This window comes from Vibrio plantisponsor (assembly GCF_013041605.1).
In the GTDB taxonomy this organism is placed as follows: Bacteria; Pseudomonadota; Gammaproteobacteria; order Enterobacterales; family Vibrionaceae; genus Vibrio; species Vibrio plantisponsor.
The window spans coordinates 20,218-35,184 of the sequence record NZ_JABEQC010000009.1 but is presented as its reverse complement, the minus strand read 5'-3'; the positions used below and the strand labels follow the sequence as shown (position 1 = coordinate 35,184).

At 45.8% G+C, this 14,967-nt stretch carries 17 protein-coding genes; 4 read left to right on the top strand and 13 right to left on the bottom strand.

Translation table 11 applies throughout. From position 1 onward, the window contains the following. Positions 1-27: 27 nt before the first annotated feature. Together HKI82_RS13445 and bioH are read right to left on the bottom strand one after the other, a co-directional pair. Entirely contained in the window at positions 28-498 is a 471-nt protein-coding gene (locus HKI82_RS13445) for a hypothetical protein (RefSeq protein ID WP_042484858.1), read from the bottom strand. A 148-nt stretch (positions 499-646) separates the two neighbouring features. Further along, positions 647-1,414 (bottom strand): pimeloyl-ACP methyl ester esterase BioH, encoded by a 768-nt coding sequence (gene bioH, locus HKI82_RS13440; RefSeq protein ID WP_171138391.1) that lies wholly within the window; start codon positions 1,412-1,414, stop codon positions 647-649. An 84-nt stretch (positions 1,415-1,498) separates the two neighbouring features. Between bioH and HKI82_RS13435 the strand changes: the two genes are divergently transcribed. The 4 genes from HKI82_RS13435 to cysQ all read left to right on the top strand — a co-directional run bounded on the left by HKI82_RS13435 (position 1,499) and on the right by cysQ (position 4,471). Beyond that, entirely contained in the window at positions 1,499-2,230 is a 732-nt protein-coding gene (locus HKI82_RS13435; RefSeq protein WP_171138310.1) for a ComF family protein, read from the top strand. Between the two features lie 101 nt (positions 2,231-2,331). Continuing rightward, positions 2,332-2,916 carry a Fe-S biogenesis protein NfuA gene (gene nfuA, locus HKI82_RS13430; RefSeq protein ID WP_102941282.1) on the top strand — a complete coding sequence of 195 codons (585 nt, stop codon included), beginning with the start codon at positions 2,332-2,334 and terminating at the stop codon, positions 2,914-2,916. A 164-nt stretch (positions 2,917-3,080) separates the two neighbouring features. Then, a complete protein-coding gene (gene nudE, locus HKI82_RS13425) occupies positions 3,081-3,623 on the top strand; it encodes an ADP compounds hydrolase NudE (protein WP_102941256.1) in 543 nt (180 codons plus the stop codon). A 26-nt stretch (positions 3,624-3,649) separates the two neighbouring features. Beyond that, positions 3,650-4,471: a 3'(2'),5'-bisphosphate nucleotidase CysQ gene (gene cysQ, locus HKI82_RS13420; protein WP_102941257.1), complete on the top strand. Its 822-nt coding sequence runs from the start codon at positions 3,650-3,652 to the stop codon at positions 4,469-4,471. Positions 4,472-4,549: 78 nt separating this feature from the next. Here the strand turns inward: cysQ and HKI82_RS13415 are convergent, their stop codons facing one another. From HKI82_RS13415 to gspD, 11 genes are all read right to left on the bottom strand, one after another. After that, entirely contained in the window at positions 4,550-5,308 is a 759-nt protein-coding gene (locus tag HKI82_RS13415) for a type II secretion system protein N (RefSeq protein ID WP_171138309.1), read from the bottom strand. Position 5,309: 1 nt separating this feature from the next. Beyond that, positions 5,310-5,819, bottom strand: a complete 510-nt coding sequence (locus HKI82_RS13410) for a type II secretion system protein M (protein ID WP_171138308.1) — start codon at positions 5,817-5,819, stop codon at positions 5,310-5,312. A gap of 9 nt (positions 5,820-5,828) precedes the next feature. Beyond that, a complete protein-coding gene (gene gspL, locus HKI82_RS13405) occupies positions 5,829-7,040 on the bottom strand; it encodes a type II secretion system protein GspL (protein WP_171138307.1) in 1,212 nt (403 codons plus the stop codon). Beyond that, positions 7,009-8,100: a type II secretion system minor pseudopilin GspK gene (gspK, locus tag HKI82_RS13400; RefSeq protein ID WP_261881148.1), complete on the bottom strand. Its 1,092-nt coding sequence runs from the start codon at positions 8,098-8,100 to the stop codon at positions 7,009-7,011. The genes gspL and gspK overlap by 32 nt, the downstream gene beginning before the upstream one ends. Next, complete coding sequence (gene gspJ / locus HKI82_RS13395) at positions 8,090-8,731, bottom strand: type II secretion system minor pseudopilin GspJ (protein ID WP_171138306.1); 642 nt, start codon at positions 8,729-8,731, stop codon at positions 8,090-8,092. Before gspJ ends, gspK begins: the two co-directional genes overlap by 11 nt. After that, positions 8,718-9,071: a type II secretion system minor pseudopilin GspI gene (gspI, locus tag HKI82_RS13390; protein ID WP_171138305.1), complete on the bottom strand. Its 354-nt coding sequence runs from the start codon at positions 9,069-9,071 to the stop codon at positions 8,718-8,720. Before gspI ends, gspJ begins: the two co-directional genes overlap by 14 nt. Beyond that, the gene (gene gspH / locus HKI82_RS13385) at positions 9,058-9,627 is read right to left on the bottom strand and encodes a type II secretion system minor pseudopilin GspH (RefSeq protein WP_171138304.1); all 570 of its coding nucleotides are present in this window, start codon (positions 9,625-9,627) and stop codon (positions 9,058-9,060) included. The genes gspI and gspH overlap by 14 nt, the downstream gene beginning before the upstream one ends. Positions 9,628-9,672: 45 nt before the next feature. Continuing rightward, positions 9,673-10,116: a type II secretion system major pseudopilin GspG gene (gene gspG / locus HKI82_RS13380; protein ID WP_042484831.1), complete on the bottom strand. Its 444-nt coding sequence runs from the start codon at positions 10,114-10,116 to the stop codon at positions 9,673-9,675. A gap of 80 nt (positions 10,117-10,196) precedes the next feature. Further along, on the bottom strand, positions 10,197-11,417 hold the full coding sequence (gspF, locus tag HKI82_RS13375; protein ID WP_171138303.1) for a type II secretion system inner membrane protein GspF: 1,221 nt from the start codon (positions 11,415-11,417) through the stop codon (positions 10,197-10,199). Next, entirely contained in the window at positions 11,417-12,907 is a 1,491-nt protein-coding gene (gene gspE, locus HKI82_RS13370; protein ID WP_171138302.1) for a type II secretion system ATPase GspE, read from the bottom strand. Before gspE ends, gspF begins: the two co-directional genes overlap by 1 nt. Beyond that, on the bottom strand, positions 12,904-14,946 hold the full coding sequence (gene gspD / locus HKI82_RS13365) for a type II secretion system secretin GspD (protein ID WP_171138301.1): 2,043 nt from the start codon (positions 14,944-14,946) through the stop codon (positions 12,904-12,906). The genes gspE and gspD overlap by 4 nt, the downstream gene beginning before the upstream one ends. Between the last annotated feature and the right edge of the window lie 21 nt (positions 14,947-14,967).

The following is a 14,967-nucleotide window of genomic DNA, read 5'->3' as shown; positions in this document are numbered from 1 at the left end:
ATTTTGTCTGCTGAGAAATGACGATATTCATAATATCGCGATCACTTCTGACGGAATATTTGGCGCTACAGCGTGACCATAGTGATACTTAATTACAGTACGCCTTCGAGCCATTTTTCCAGCAGTTACCGCATCATCAATGACACGTTTCGGTAAACGAAACCGCATTGCATAGCCTTTACCCTGCTCTTCACTATATGTGGCGAGTGCTAACAGCTCAAATAGCCTATCTAGTTCGCTGTGTCGCTCTTCTTGATAAGAGGATTGTGCTTCATGTTCAGTCACCACATCATAATCTGGATGTTCTGACGGATCCCATGACGCCCGCTTTCGCCTTTTATCATCAGCTCTTACATTACGTTCCGAGTTGGTTTTAACCAGCTCAACGGTCGGCATCACAGGCTCTCGAACTTTATTATCTCGTGCAACCTGTTCAGTCTGAACGTTCACTGATGGGGCGATAAGTGGCACACTAACGTTAGTCGGTGACACAATCATAGCCGAAACCTCCTCAGTATCGCCCAGCCCTATAAAACAGAGTTTTCCTTTGTCTCATCGGGTTAGCTTATTTATCGACCAATCCGTGTAAATATTTAGCACAAAAAGAAAACATATTCATATCAGATAGCTAGCTTCTTTTTAACTATTAACTACGGGCAAATGTGATCAACTGCTGACAGAAAGTATCCAGTTCGGTCATAAATGGTGCGTGGGAAGATTCGGTGAAAATGTATTGTTCGCTGTGTGGTACAACTTGCTGCAAGTCTTGCGCGACTTTAATTGGTACCAGACCATCTAAACGCCCGTATAAGCGCAAAATAGGAACAGAAATGTGAGGCAGTTGTTCACGTAAATCGACATCAGCCAGCATCTTGAGCCCTGCAAGCAAAGCGTTAGGGTTAGGGGTAGGACGAGACAACACAGCTTGCTTTAAGGTTTTCACATCTTGTCTTGCAGAAGGACTACCCATTGCCTGTAAAGCCATAAAGCGCTCAATGGTGAGTTGGAAATCTTCAACCAGCTGATCCGTAAATGCTGCAAGCACATTGGGTTGAATGCCTCGCCATGGTTTGTCTGCTGCAAACTTTGGTGAAGAGGCAACTGTCACCAGCTTGCTGACGTAATCGCTATGATGCAACGCCATATGGGTCGCGACGAGTCCACCAAGTGACCAACCAATCCAAATCGCATTTTTAGGTGCCTGAACCATAAGAGCCTGAGCGATCTCTTCAAGGTTTTCAGCATAACAATTTGCACTGTGACCATATCCCGGTAGATCAACAACGTGAACACGAAACTGAGTCTCAAGAATATCCACTGTTTGTTGCCAAACTGCGCCATTCATTCCCCAGCCATGCACTAATACGATGTCTGGCCCACTGCCGCTGACTTGCCAATACAACTCTGAAGTCATAGTCACACTCTCTCCTACTTTATTCATTCAATCCATTTTACAGAAAGCACAAGGTATTGATTCCTTCTTTTTGAGGCAAAAAGTATGTTATCCAATTGGTTTCAAAAAGCTACGCTGTTGAAATTCAAGAGCAATACCGCCCATTGGCTATCCCCTCAATGCCCCATTTGTAAGTTGCCATTAAATAACGAAGATCCTTACGGCGTCTGTTCTGCCTGTGAGGTTTGGTATTCCCCTACACCTCGCTGCCAACGTTGCGGTTTAGCGACGCTGACACCTGTAGACATGTGTGGTCAATGCCTTTCAAAACCTCCGCCTTGGCACAGGTTGTATTGTATCGGTGATTATCAGTTTCCGTTAAGTAATCGTATTCACCAGCTCAAATATCAGCGTCAGTTCTGGCAAGCGCAACCGCTAGCCAAACGCCTCTCTGGATGTATTGATACTCCGGCTCCCGTGATAACCAGTGTCCCTTTGCATTGGCAGCGATATCTGCGCAGAGGGTTTAATCAAAGTGACCTGATTGCCAAACACTTGGCAGCATATTTGGGAGTTAAACATCAAACGAAACTGTTTTGCCGAGAACTCAACACCCAATCACAGCAGGGGCTAAGCAAAGCTCAACGTAAACGTAATTTAACTAAGGCCTTTCGTCTCAACTCTCATCCCAACAGCCTTCATGTTGGAATCGTAGACGATGTTGTCACCACAGGGAGTACTGTGCAGCATTTATGTCAACTGCTACTTGAAGTGGGCGTCGAAAGGATTGATATTTACTGCATATGCCGCACTCCAGAGCCAGAAGATCATAGGTAAAGCCCTCGCTTGAAATCAAAAGGGCTGGATTCTTCTAATCACAGGAGTAGAATGGTGACCAAATAACCTACAAATGCACTCAGGTATTCGTCGTGTCAAATATTAACACTATAACTATCACTGAATCAGCTCAGTCTCACTTTGCAAAACTGCTTTCTCAGCAACCTGAAGGCACAAACATTCGTGTTTTTGTCGTAAACCCAGGAACACAAAACGCTGAATGTGGCGTTTCTTACTGCCCACCAGAAGCGGTTGAAGCTACTGATACTGAGATTCCATTTAACGAGTTCTCTGCTTATGTTGACGAGCTAAGCCTACCTTTCCTTGAAGATGCGCTGATTGATTTTGTTACCGACAAAATGGGATCACAGCTAACGCTGAAAGCACCAAACGCGAAAATGCGTAAAGTGGCTGACGATGCAAGTCTGATTGAGCGTGTTGAATACGCGATTCAAACCCAAGTAAACCCACAACTTGCAGGTCACGGCGGCCACGTTAGCCTAGTTGAAATCACTGATGAAGGCGTTGCAATTGTTGCCTTTGGTGGCGGCTGTAACGGCTGTTCAATGGTCGATGTCACTTTGAAAGAAGGCATTGAGAAAGAGCTACTGGCTCAGTTCGAAGGTGAACTTACTGCAGTTCGCGACGCAACAGAGCATGACCGTGGTGACCACTCATACTACTAATGAGTCACGACAGAAAAGCTGATGCCAACAAGCATCAGCTTTTTTTATTTCCAGCAGTTTCTTCTTTCCAACAGGTTTTATTTCTGTCAGCGATGAAAGTGATATTTTAAGTTGAGACATTTTCTCATATAGTAAGAAAACTAATGCAGTGAAGGAGTAAGTGAATGTCATCCAAATTACCGGAGATTCTCGCCAAGAACGTAGTGGCTAAGTCAAAGCTATTTTCTATCGAAGCACTCGATCTTCGTTTTTCAAATGGAGAACAACGCACTTACGAACGAATGAAGCCCAGCGGCCGCAATGCTGTGATGATGGTTCCTGTGACCGAGCAAGGTGACCTGTTATTAGTCCGCGAATACTGTGCCGGAACTGAGCGCTATGAATTAGGCTTTCCAAAAGGTCTGATTGATCCGGGAGAAACTGCCGAAGCAGCAGCAAACCGTGAAATGAAAGAAGAAGTTGGCGTCGGCGCACACAAACTTACCGCGTTAAAAGAAGTGGTACTGGCTCCCTCTTATTTTTCGAGCAAAATGACGCTCTTTATTGCACAAGATCTATACTCTGAACAATTGGAAGGTGATGAACCTGAGCCTCTGCAAGTGGTTCGCTGGCCTTTAGCCCAAGCTGAAGAGCTGCTTACTCATTTAGATTTCTGTGAAGCTCGCAGTATCACCGCCCTGATGCTTACTCTGCGCTACTTACAATAACTATCGCCAGAGTTATAGGAAAGATTATGCCAACAGCCAAAGATCTCTCTCATCTATTACCAGACGTCATCGAAATAGCTCGCTCTGCCGGTCAACTGATCCTCGATATCTACGAGAAAAAATCTTACCAAGCGTTTACGAAGAAAGACGAAACCCCTGTCACCAGTGCAGACCTCGCAGCTCACAAGCTGGTGATGGAACGTTTGAAAGAGTTAACACCGGATATTCCAATTCTCTCTGAAGAAGACGCAGACATCAGTTTGCAAACCCGCGAGACTTGGCAGAGATACTGGTTGGTAGATCCGTTAGATGGTACTCAGGAATTTATCGCTCGCAGCGGCGATTTCGCGACGATTATTGCTTTGGTTGAACATAACAAACCAGTGATGGGGGTGGTCTATGGCCCGGTTTCAGGCGTGACTTATTACGCTTATGCTGGCAAAGGGGCGTGGAAAATTCCTGATATGTCTGAAAGCCTGCGTATCCGTACTCACACCCATGAATTGCCTAACCAGTCGATTGCGATTGCTATCAGTCGTCGTCAGGACATCAACCGCATTACCAGCAAACTCAGCAGTGCTTGGAACTATGATTTAGTACCTTTGGGTTCTGCCGCGCTAAAAGCGTGCTTAGTGGCGGAAGGCGCGGTCGACTGTTACTTACGCTTGGGTCCAACCGGTGAGTGGGATACCGCAGCGACACAATGTATTGTTGAAGAAGCTGGCGGACGTATTTTAAATACCAACCTAGAACCGCTTTCATACAATGAGAGAGAAACCTTGGAGAATCCGAATTTCATCGTGTTAGGCGATGCGGACCTTCCTTGGGATAAAATCTTGAAGTGCTAATCAAGCGAGTTTGAAGTTAAAAAGGCGAGAACCCCGTTCTCGCCTTTTGCACATTTGCCATAACAGATTTTAGGTTAGCTATAAGCGACCTTGACGCTTAAACGCATAACGACCTTGTGCGTCAGGCTTAGGCAACCATTTAAGTTGCTGTGCTAACTGCTGAGGAAATTCTGCCCCCACCTTAAACCAGCCTTCAGACTGATAAGTTCGGTCAGGATTCAACTGAGCGGAGAATTGGCTGTTCACTTGAGTACTCTCTTGGCTGCCCTTAATCTTCAACGTATTCCCACTGCACTCTAAATCCGCAATCACTTGTGCCAACTCTAACGAGCCTAGTGGCGACTCCACATTTGCAGAACTCCACGCGATTGCGCCCTGAGCAGTTGAACAAAATGGCGCTTGATAAAGATACTCTTTGATCGACAGTTCCAACTGGCCTTGAGCGACAATAGGAACAGCCATCGGCATTTGTTGAAGAGCCACATCCGCTGGAATAGAAACCAGAGTGTTCTCAGCATAAAGACCTGCTAAACCATAACCAATCGTACCTTTGCCACGTAAGCTCAGTTCACTGCCACGGCCAAAGCGGACTTCAGCTTCAGCTTTTGCCCCAAACAAAGCCGAAGGTTTAAACTGCCAACTCACCTCGCCGAAATTGCGATTCTGCCAACGAACTTGCTCAGCTCGACCTTGCCAGATAGAGCCGTGAACTCCAGTTACCTGCAACTGTGAAGGTAATGGTAGGTGCTTAAACACAAACTGTGCAGGAAGGTGAACGAAAGCACTGGTGACGAATACCGCAACAAACACCATCCCGTATCCAACAACTTTTTTCAACTTAACCGCCTCGTTTTAACTGTAAGCGCTGTACTTCAACCACACCGGCTTGTTTGCCGCGTTTGATATCCATAAAGTCCACATCCACACCTTGTTGCTCTTTAAGGTAAGCAATCCAAGCAACCAGTTGAGTAAACGGAACAGGTTGAATCCAAACCTGCATCATCTCTCCGCGAGGCTGCATGCGAATTAGCTCAATCTTAAATTGACGAGTCGAGCTTGTGATTACTTGGTTCAGCGGCGTAGAGGTTCGCACCACACCACCTTGTTTACGCAAAGCCGTTATTTTATCTGCACTATCAGTAACCCAAGCCAGCAGTTGCTTCTCAGTTTGAATTCGGTTTTGGGCTTGTACACCTCGCTCATTGAGCGGCTGCAGTACTCCCCAAAAAACAATCGCAACGACCGCTAAAAGTGCACAGATCGATACCATCACCTTTTCACGATGATTAATGCTTTGCCACCAGTGTTGAAGTGGCGCTATTACTTTATTCGCTATTTGCTCACTCATTACCAACACCTACTTCTGCTTCAACACAAATGAACCCGCAACCACATCGCCATTTTTGTTCACTTGACCTTGTTCAACAACAAACTGCTCAGCCAATTTCACTCTCGCTTGTTCAAAGCTTTGGAAATCTTTACTGGTGGTTTCTAATCGTACTTCACCACGATTGCTGTCGAACTTAATGCTTTGTAGTTCCATGCCCTGAATACTTCTCAGCGTTGCTGGCAGAGGTGTCAACCATTGCAAAACAGAACCCTGAGCGCTTCCACCTTGCAGAGCATTCAGCTCTTCATTCACAAGGCGCTTCAGATAGCTCACTGTGGGGATTTTCTCTCGCTCAGGAAACACAACACGGAATATGCGTTCACTTTCCGCACGATAAGCCAGAACTTGTTGCTCAAGGCGGTGAGTTTCTAAAAGCTTATAACCAATAAGCACAGCAAGGAACACAAGCGCAGCGTACGCCGCTTTTCGCCAAATGCGCCAATACTTCATAGAGGAAGATTTCACTCTGAAGCTGCCCGTTAACATATTCACTTTGCTTTGCAGAGCTTGCTCAGTCAGCAATTGCATGACTAATGGCGAAGGTGTGAAATGCCAATCTTGACCATCAGCTAAACCAAGTTCTGGTAGAGGCGTGTAAGCAGTTAAAGGTAAAAAGTTGTCACCCTCTTTGACCCAGTCAGATTGACTAAATAACTCCAACCATTCGCTATCAACGCAAATCCCCTGAGAGTCACCTTTGCGGATCAGCCACTCTTTTCCCAACTGAACGGCCGCTAACCCTTGCTGGACAGGCACGGTAAGCACATCAGGAATCACGCGCTTAACCGTCATGCCCAACGAAGCAAGTTCATCAATACAAGATTGTAAGAAATCGCGGTCAATACCAGCCACTTCGACGATATTTCCTGTCTTTTTCAGGATACTAAAGTGCATATCGTCAACATCTTGAGCCACTTCATCTTCAATCAGATAAGGCAGCATGGATTCAATTTTGCGATTTGCACCAGCGGGAATTTCCACTTGGCTCAGAACCACATCACTGGCCGACATCAAGACAATGATTGAACGCTGTTCAGCGTATGAACTCAGTTGCTCAAGTTGTTCCCAACCTGATATTTCTCCGCTCGCAATCACTTCTTGCTGTACTGAAGACCACACCAACCAAGGGATAATGGCTTCTTTTTGACTACTCAGTCGAACGGTCAGAAACTCGCTCACTGATCCCTCCAAAGCGACGGCGAACCACCGTTGCAGTTTCTCGATTATCACTAAAAAACAGGCTGCGAAGTCTCACGCGCGCCTCATCCACTAACACTTGTACATCTAATTCAAAATACTGACTATCGACGGTTAAATAACCTTTAGCCTGATCGATGACACTCTCGCCTGTCGCGGCGATTTGAGCCTCAGCTAAAAATGCATCAACACTGGCCCATCCATCAAAAGGACGATTTTTCAGCACCGCTTCCGCATTCGATTCAGATAAATTTGGACTGAACATCGCCGTTAATAACTGAGCATGTTCAGGAGCCAATGTATTTACGTTTAATCGCCAGTCATCACTGGGTAATGCGCACACATAAGGAGCAACTTTCAGCATCACATCGCCACTGACTTGTTGAATAGCACGTAACTCGCTGCTATCGGCAATCAAGCCGTTGGCACTCATGTAAGCTGGTGACATTGACTCATAGTAGCTGTCTTCTACGCCGTAAGTGCTTTGCACTCGGTTATCGCTGTCAATGAACTCTCTTGTGGAATCTGCGATCACTTCCGCCGAATAATTATCCACCTCTAGCGTCTCAAGCAGTGTCTGCCAAACACGCAGAGGATAGGGCTTAGTGTTGGCACCTGAGCTGGATTCAATCGAACCCAACACATTGAGATTGAAGCAAGCTTGTTTATCGTAAATGCGCCCGCGCAACTGACCATAATCCAACGGATAAGTTTGCTCTTCTAACGCCCATACCTGACTCAAGTTAACCGTATCGCTATCCTTGTAACTTTGTTCAATCGCGACACTCGCCAAACCTTCAGCGCCTACACTATACCAATAGGCTTGCTGGTAGCTCACTTGATGGCTAGCGCGTTGAAACTGAGTAAACAATCTCTCAGACATGGTTGCCGCAATAGAAACCATAATAACCAGCAGTAGCAATACAACAATCAGTGCAACGCCGTGTTGAGAGCGACGATGTTTAGAAGAACCTCGGTGCGCTCGATTTTGCTGCACATGGGTTTGTGGTGCACGGGCTTGCGGCATATCGTTACGAAGCATCTTCGCCCCCTAGCACAACGCCGCCAGCCACTAAATAGATACGCTCAATCTCACCGTAATCTTTTAATGTCAATTTCACTGCGATGGCATTCGGTAACACCATTTTCTGTTCCCAATTGTCGCTCCATTTGCCGTCGTAATAGAAACGCATGCTCCAGCTATCTACTTGAGTCAGTATTGGTGTAACAATACCTTCTTGTCCTACTGGCGAATCCGGATAACGCCACCAAATTTTTTCCAAAACTCCGTCTCTGATTCGGTAAGCAACTTTAGCTACTTCACCACGGGGAAACTGTTGCTGTGGGTTACTCCAACCTAAACGGGTAAATATGATTCCCTTTTGATCCGATCCCAATAGGGCATCTTGCCAAATCAAAAACTGGTTACTTGGTTCATCACCTTGAGTACGAAATTGACGCGCCGCAATTTGGCGAAAATCTGCATCCATAAGCACAACAGCTCGATTGATTTCATTCAGCCGTGTTGTTCGCTGTTGTGAAAGCTCATTGCTGCGTTGTACCTGATTTAAGACCTGGTAAGCACCGACACTCAAACTGGCAAAAATAGCGATAGCCACCAACACTTCAATCAGCGTAAAACCGTTATTTCGCATTCTTCTACTTCGCGACATAACTTCTCACCGTTGTTATAGGGCTTGCGGTCTCTTCTGCCGATACACTGATATCAAAAGCTCTTAAGTAGCCGCTGGAAGTATCGATAGGAGTGACTTTCCAATACCAAGCTCGTCCCGCCAGTGACTCTGTGCCTTTTTTTGCTCGCAGTTCGTTTGGAGCCAGCATCACTAACGCCATCTGATTGTCTATCACCATGGAAGCAAACGTCTTTTCTTCCAGATATTGAACCGTATTAATGTGCTGACTCACCGCTCGTATCACACTAACCGCTGCGGTAGCAAAAATGGCTAACGCAACTAACACCTCAAGCAAAGTAAAGCCTTTATGCTTTTTCATCTTGCTCTCCCGGTGCAAACAAACGTATTTGCCCATTTTCTTCAACGACAATACGCCAGCTCTCAGTAGGTGACTGCTTTGGATAAATACTGACCACAAATGGCGTCACTTCACCGCTCGATAAAATGTAAACTTGCGGCGGTGGTAGCTGCTTTTTCTCGGCAAACATCTCTTTATCAAACAAAGGTTCCGGATCAAACATTCGCTCATCCTTAACCCAAGCATTACCACCCAGCTGAAAATCGATTACTAGCTCAGAAGGGAGCTTCAACTCGGAACCAAACTGGCGTTTTTCAAGCGTCTTCCAGCCATCCTCAGATAACTCAACAAAGAGAAAAGCACGGTTTAGATCATCCACTCTTAAACCAAAATCACGGCCACTTAAAATGGCTTCTTCATTGATAAGCTGAATTCGCTGAAACAGGCTCTGCCCTGCCAGCTTGGCTTCATCTTTGTGCGAAACCGGAAATGTGGCAATAACGGCAACGGTACTGACCGATATCAGCACGAGCACCAACAGTATTTCCAGTAATGTAAAGCCGCGAGATTGCTTCATGAAAGAAAAGCGGGGGCTACCGCCCCCTGTCCTTAGTTATCGGTGTTATTGAAAATCCTGAATATTCCAGTTACCAATATCGGCGTTTGCGCCTTCTCCGCCTTCCTGACCGTCGGCACCTAGAGAGAAAATATCAATAGCACCGTTGTCACCTGGGCTTAAATATTGGTAATCGTTACCCCAAGCGTCTTTTGGTAAACGACGAATATAGCCACCATCGCGATAGTTACGAGGCTCAGGGCTAGATGGTTTGGTCACCAACGCCTCTAAACCTTGGTCTGTAGTTGGATAAACGCTGTTATCGAGTTTATACATATCCAGAGCATTCTCTAATGCAACAATATCCGTCACAGCTTTTTGCTGATCCGCTTTTTCTTTATTGCCCATTAAGTTGGGTACCACGAGGCTTGCCAAAATACCCAAGATCACAATAACCACCATGATTTCTAAAAGAGTGAAACCAGCCTGCGTTTTATTACGTTTTTTCATTTCTGCTCCGTTTCGCAAATTTGTATTTCTTGTATTTGCTAAAAATAACACTCAGCTACTCATCAAAAGCCAAGAAAGTGTTATCTCGTCATTAAATTGTTCATTTCTAGGATAGGCATTAATGTCGCCATAACGATAAACAACACCATCCCTGCCATCACCGCAATCAGCGCTGGTGTAAATATGCCTAATGCAATGTTCACCGTTGATTCGAAATTGGCATCTTGATTATCAGCAGCCCGAGTCAGCATGCTCTCCAATTCACCACTTTGTTCACCACTGGCAATCATATGCAGCATCATTGGCGGGAAAAGTTTACTTTCCGTTAGTGCCCTTCTAAGGCTAATACCCTCTCGAACCTTGTCTGCCGCAATAGTGACCTGCTGCTTAGCATAGTGGTTTGGCATCACATCCACCGCGATTCTCATACCGTCTAAAATGGGAATGGCACTGGAAGCACATATCGACAAGGTACGAGAAAAACGGGAGGCGTTTAAACCTCGCACAATCTTGCCAATCACTGGCCAATGCATCTTTTTTTTGTCCCAACCCATGCGTACATCCGGCTTACGCAGCATCCACTTGCACAGATAGAGGATCGCAATTCCACCGAACAGTACCGCTAACCCCCAGTTTTGGACGAACTCGCTCGCTGAGAGCAAAAACTGAGTCGACGCTGGCAGTTGTTGATTCATCTGAACAAATTGGCCGACAATTTTCGGTACTACCGACGCTAAAAGGAAGGCAACAATACCTACCGCGAACACAACCAACACAATTGGATAAATCATGGCTTGCAGAAGTTTCGACTGCAATTTTTGGCGGTTTTCAGCGTAGTCCGCCAAACGTTCTAGAACTGAATCTAAATGACCTGATTTTTCTCCGGCCGCAACCATAGAGCGGAACAGATCATCAAACACGTGAGGATAGTCATTGAAACTGTCTGCCAATGTGTGACCTTCGGTTACTTTTGAGCGAACAGCCAAAAGCATGTTTCGAATATGCGGCTTTTCGGCTTGCTCCGACACAGCTATCAAACAGTCAGCCAATGGCATTCCAGACTGAACCAGAGTTGAAAGCTGACGGGTAATCAGCGCTAAATCGGCAGTGCTTATGCCTTTTTTAAAGTTGAAAGAAGAGGCGCGTGCACGCTGTGATTTCACTTTGGTTTCAACCACTTCAACTGGCACTAAGTTCTGTTCTTTCAGACGTTGGCGAACCTGACGAGCACTGTCGCCTTCGATGACTCCGGCTTTGTTTCGCCCTTTCTCATCAAGAGCTTTATATTCAAACGCCGCCATTATGACTCCTTGGTCACTCTCATCACTTCTTCCAGTGATGTGATACCTTGAATCACTTTATCCAAACCATCTTGACGAATACTTGGTGTGTAATCGCGAATGTGTTTTTCTATCGCTTGCTCGCCGACCTCGTCGTGTATTAGTGCCTGCACTTTGTCATCCACCAGCAACAGCTCGTGAATGCCGGTTCTTCCACGATATCCCTTGTAATTACAATGTGGGCAGCCAGTGGCTCGATAGAGTGTCAGTTGAGACTTTTTCTTCACGCCACACAGCTTTTTCTGTGACTCATCCGCTTCATAAGCTTGCTTACAGTCAGGGCACAATGTACGCACCAAACGTTGTGCAAGTACGCCCAGCAACGAAGAAGAGAGTAAGAAAGGCTCAATACCCATATCACGTAAACGTGTAACAGCACCGATTGCGGTATTGGTATGCAAAGTGGACATCACTAAGTGACCGGTTAACGAGGCTTGAACAGCAATTTGGGCTGTTTCTAAGTCACGAATTTCTCCGACCATCACCACATCGGGGTCTTGTCGTAAAATTGCCCGCAAACCACGAGCAAAGGTCATATCGACTCTAGGGTTTACCTGTGTCTGACCAATGCCGTCAATATCGAACTCAATCGGATCTTCTACGGTAAGAATATTGCGCTCATTTGAGTTAATCTCCTGCAAACCTGCATACAAAGTCGTCGATTTACCAGAACCCGTAGGACCTGTAACCAGCAAGATGCCATGCGGCCTTTCAATCAGTTTGCGGAAACTCTCTTGGATGGTTTGTGTCATCCCCAAGCTGTGCAGATCCAGACGCGTAGCGTTCTTATCCAACAAACGCATCACCACACGTTCTCCGTGGGACGACGGCATAGTCGAAACACGAACATCCACAGCTCTGCCGCCAATACGTAAGGAGATGCGACCATCTTGAGGAACACGTTTTTCGGCAATGTCGAGTTTCGCCATGACCTTTACACGGGAAACCAACAGTGGTGCTAATTTACGGCTCGGGCTTAATACTTCACGCAGCACACCGTCCACACGGAAACGAATCGATAATGATTTTTCAAACGTTTCGATATGGATATCGGATGCGCCTTCCTTAATTGCCTCACCCAGCATCGCGTTAATCAATTTAATGATAGGCGCATCGTCGTCTGATTCGAGCAAGTCTTCACTTTGAGGCAATTCTTCCGCTAATGAGAAGAAATCGTCACTGTCGGCACCGATATCTTCCATCAACTGACGAGCTTCAGAAGAGTCACGCTGATATACCTGAGTGAGTTTGCTTTCAAACTCGCTGGCATTCAGTTCTACTAACTGAAAATAACCACGCACAACACGCTTCACTTCCGCTAGAGCAGAGATCGAAACTGGCGCGACGTAATAGACTGAAGCCGAAGTTTGACTCCACTCCAAAACCATCTTGAAGCGGTTGGCAAAGCTAAACGGCAATCGTCGAACAATGGACGCCACTACCTCTGTCATTGCTTCGCTTCCATCTGGACGGAACTGATTTGATCAAGAAATGCTTGAATTTCCGCTGGATGGCGGCGTTCTTCACCAAATTTAGGCAATACCGGAATATTATTGTTATCCATCAGTTTTAAGCCTTCTTCGGCTTTAAATAGCTGCTCGGCACGGATGTAATTGTATTTACGCTGAGTAATACCATCCGCCGCCATACCATCGCGGATGATGGTTGGCTTGATAAACACCATCAGGTTTTTCTTTTCAACCTGAGTACTGGTTGATTTAAACAAATAGCCCAGTACTGGAATATCTCCCAGAAATGGCACTTTGGATTCACTTTCCAAGGCTCTTTCATCAATCAGACCACCCAGAACCAGCATCTGACCATCTTGAACCATTACTGAGGTATTGAGCTGACGCTTTGCGAAACGTACGTCTACTGCGCCATTCGCACCTAAAACGTTAGAGACTTCTTGCTCAATCTTCAGTTGAACCGAATCCCCTTCGTTAATCTGAGGAACGACTTTAAGCTTGATACCCACTTCTTTACGATCAACCGTCTGGAATGGGTTTTCGTTATTTGAGCTCGATGTTGAGCCTGTTAATACTGGTACTTCTTCACCAACGATAAAAGAAGCTTCACCGTTATCCATCACGGTAATACTTGGTGATGACAGAATGTTAGAGTTGGAATCGCTTGATACAGCACTCAGTAAAGCCGTCCAGTCGCCCATCATAATGCTGACGGCAGCACCGTTAATTCCCGACAGAGCTGAAGCCAATGTGCTGTAATCACCAGAAGTTGTTGAATCATAAGGATGACGATTACCTGCTGAATCGTAATAATATTCCGTGGTGGTTTGGTCTTTCGCTTCTTCTATACCAACCATTACGTTACCGATTGAAGCACCTGTGTTGCCATACTGAATAACAGAACCGCTTTCCAGCGAACCCCATTGAACACCAAGGTTGATGCCGTCACCTTCTGACATTTCTACGATCAAGGCTTCAATAAGTACCTGAGCACGACGAATATCTAATTGGGCAATCACATCCAGCATCGCATTCATAATGTCTTGCGGCGCAGTAATAACGAGTGAGTTTGTTCCTTTATGGGCAGAAATCATCACTTCGTTATTTTTTGAACTTGTCGCTTTCTGTCCGCCTTGCTGATCTTTTGCTTGTAGGTTGTCGGATACACCTTTCAGGACATCAACCAACTCTTCCGCTTGCGCGTATTTCAAGTACACCACGCGGTTGTTGCCTTTGGTTGCCATCTCAACATCAAGTTGTTTGATTAATTGTCTTAGGCGTTGACGAACTTTAGGGTCGCCAGAAATGAGAATCGAGTTGGTACGGTCATCAGCCACCAGCTTAGGCTGCAAAAATTCAGGTGTGTTTTTCGCGTCGGTGGTTTTATTTAACGCTTCAACAATACGAACCATTTCAGCCGCTGAAGCGTTTTTGAGCTCAACCACTTCAATGTCTTTGTCTCCCGCTTGGTCAACACGGCGTACTATCTCAGCCAGACGATTCACCACAGCAGCACGACCTGTAATCAAAATGATATTCGCAGGATCATAATGCACTACGTTGCCAGCGCCTGCGTTATCAATCAGTTGACGTAAAAGTGGCGAAAGCTCACGAACAGATACATTTTTAACCGCAACAACTTGAGTCACAACACTATCGCCGGACGCTCTGTCATTATCCCCTAAAACCGGAACTGGCGACGTTTTGGCATCTTTTGCTTTAACGATTTTAAGTACACCGTTATCCATTTCGATCACGGCGAAACCATACACCTCAAGGACATTCAAAAAGAAGCTGTAATATTGTTCTTCATTGAGTGTGTCAAAGCTGCGCACATCGATTTTCCCTCGCACCGATGGATCAACAATGATGGTTTTTTCAAGGTTACGCCCAACGATGTTGACGAACTCTTGAATATCAGTGCCTTTAAAGCTCGCACTAAATTCACTGGCTAATACGGCAGGTGAAATCAATAAGCTGCTGGCAATCAGCCACGCACTTTTTTTAAGCCAATGTTTCACAAATACTCCCTAGTCTGAAGC

Coding starts and splice junctions, on each gene's coding strand:
- gspJ (WP_171138306.1), bottom strand. CDS start 8,731: ATGTCGCGAAGTAGAAGAATGCGAAATAACGGTTTTACGCTGATTGAA.
- gspI (WP_171138305.1), bottom strand. CDS start 9,071: ATGAAAAAGCATAAAGGCTTTACTTTGCTTGAGGTGTTAGTTGCGTTA.
- gspE (WP_171138302.1), bottom strand. CDS start 12,907: ATGACAGAGGTAGTGGCGTCCATTGTTCGACGATTGCCGTTTAGCTTT.
- bioH (WP_171138391.1), bottom strand. CDS start 1,414: ATGACTTCAGAGTTGTATTGGCAAGTCAGCGGCAGTGGGCCAGACATC.
- gspH (WP_171138304.1), bottom strand. CDS start 9,627: ATGAAGCAATCTCGCGGCTTTACATTACTGGAAATACTGTTGGTGCTC.
- HKI82_RS13410 (WP_171138308.1), bottom strand. CDS start 5,819: ATGAGTGAGCAAATAGCGAATAAAGTAATAGCGCCACTTCAACACTGG.
- gspK (WP_261881148.1), bottom strand. CDS start 8,100: ATGCTTCGTAACGATATGCCGCAAGCCCGTGCACCACAAACCCATGTG.
- nudE (WP_102941256.1), top strand. CDS start 3,081: ATGTCATCCAAATTACCGGAGATTCTCGCCAAGAACGTAGTGGCTAAG.
- HKI82_RS13445 (WP_042484858.1), bottom strand. CDS start 498: ATGATTGTGTCACCGACTAACGTTAGTGTGCCACTTATCGCCCCATCA.
- cysQ (WP_102941257.1), top strand. CDS start 3,650: ATGCCAACAGCCAAAGATCTCTCTCATCTATTACCAGACGTCATCGAA.
- HKI82_RS13435 (WP_171138310.1), top strand. CDS start 1,499: ATGTTATCCAATTGGTTTCAAAAAGCTACGCTGTTGAAATTCAAGAGC.
- gspG (WP_042484831.1), bottom strand. CDS start 10,116: ATGAAAAAACGTAATAAAACGCAGGCTGGTTTCACTCTTTTAGAAATC.
- gspF (WP_171138303.1), bottom strand. CDS start 11,417: ATGGCGGCGTTTGAATATAAAGCTCTTGATGAGAAAGGGCGAAACAAA.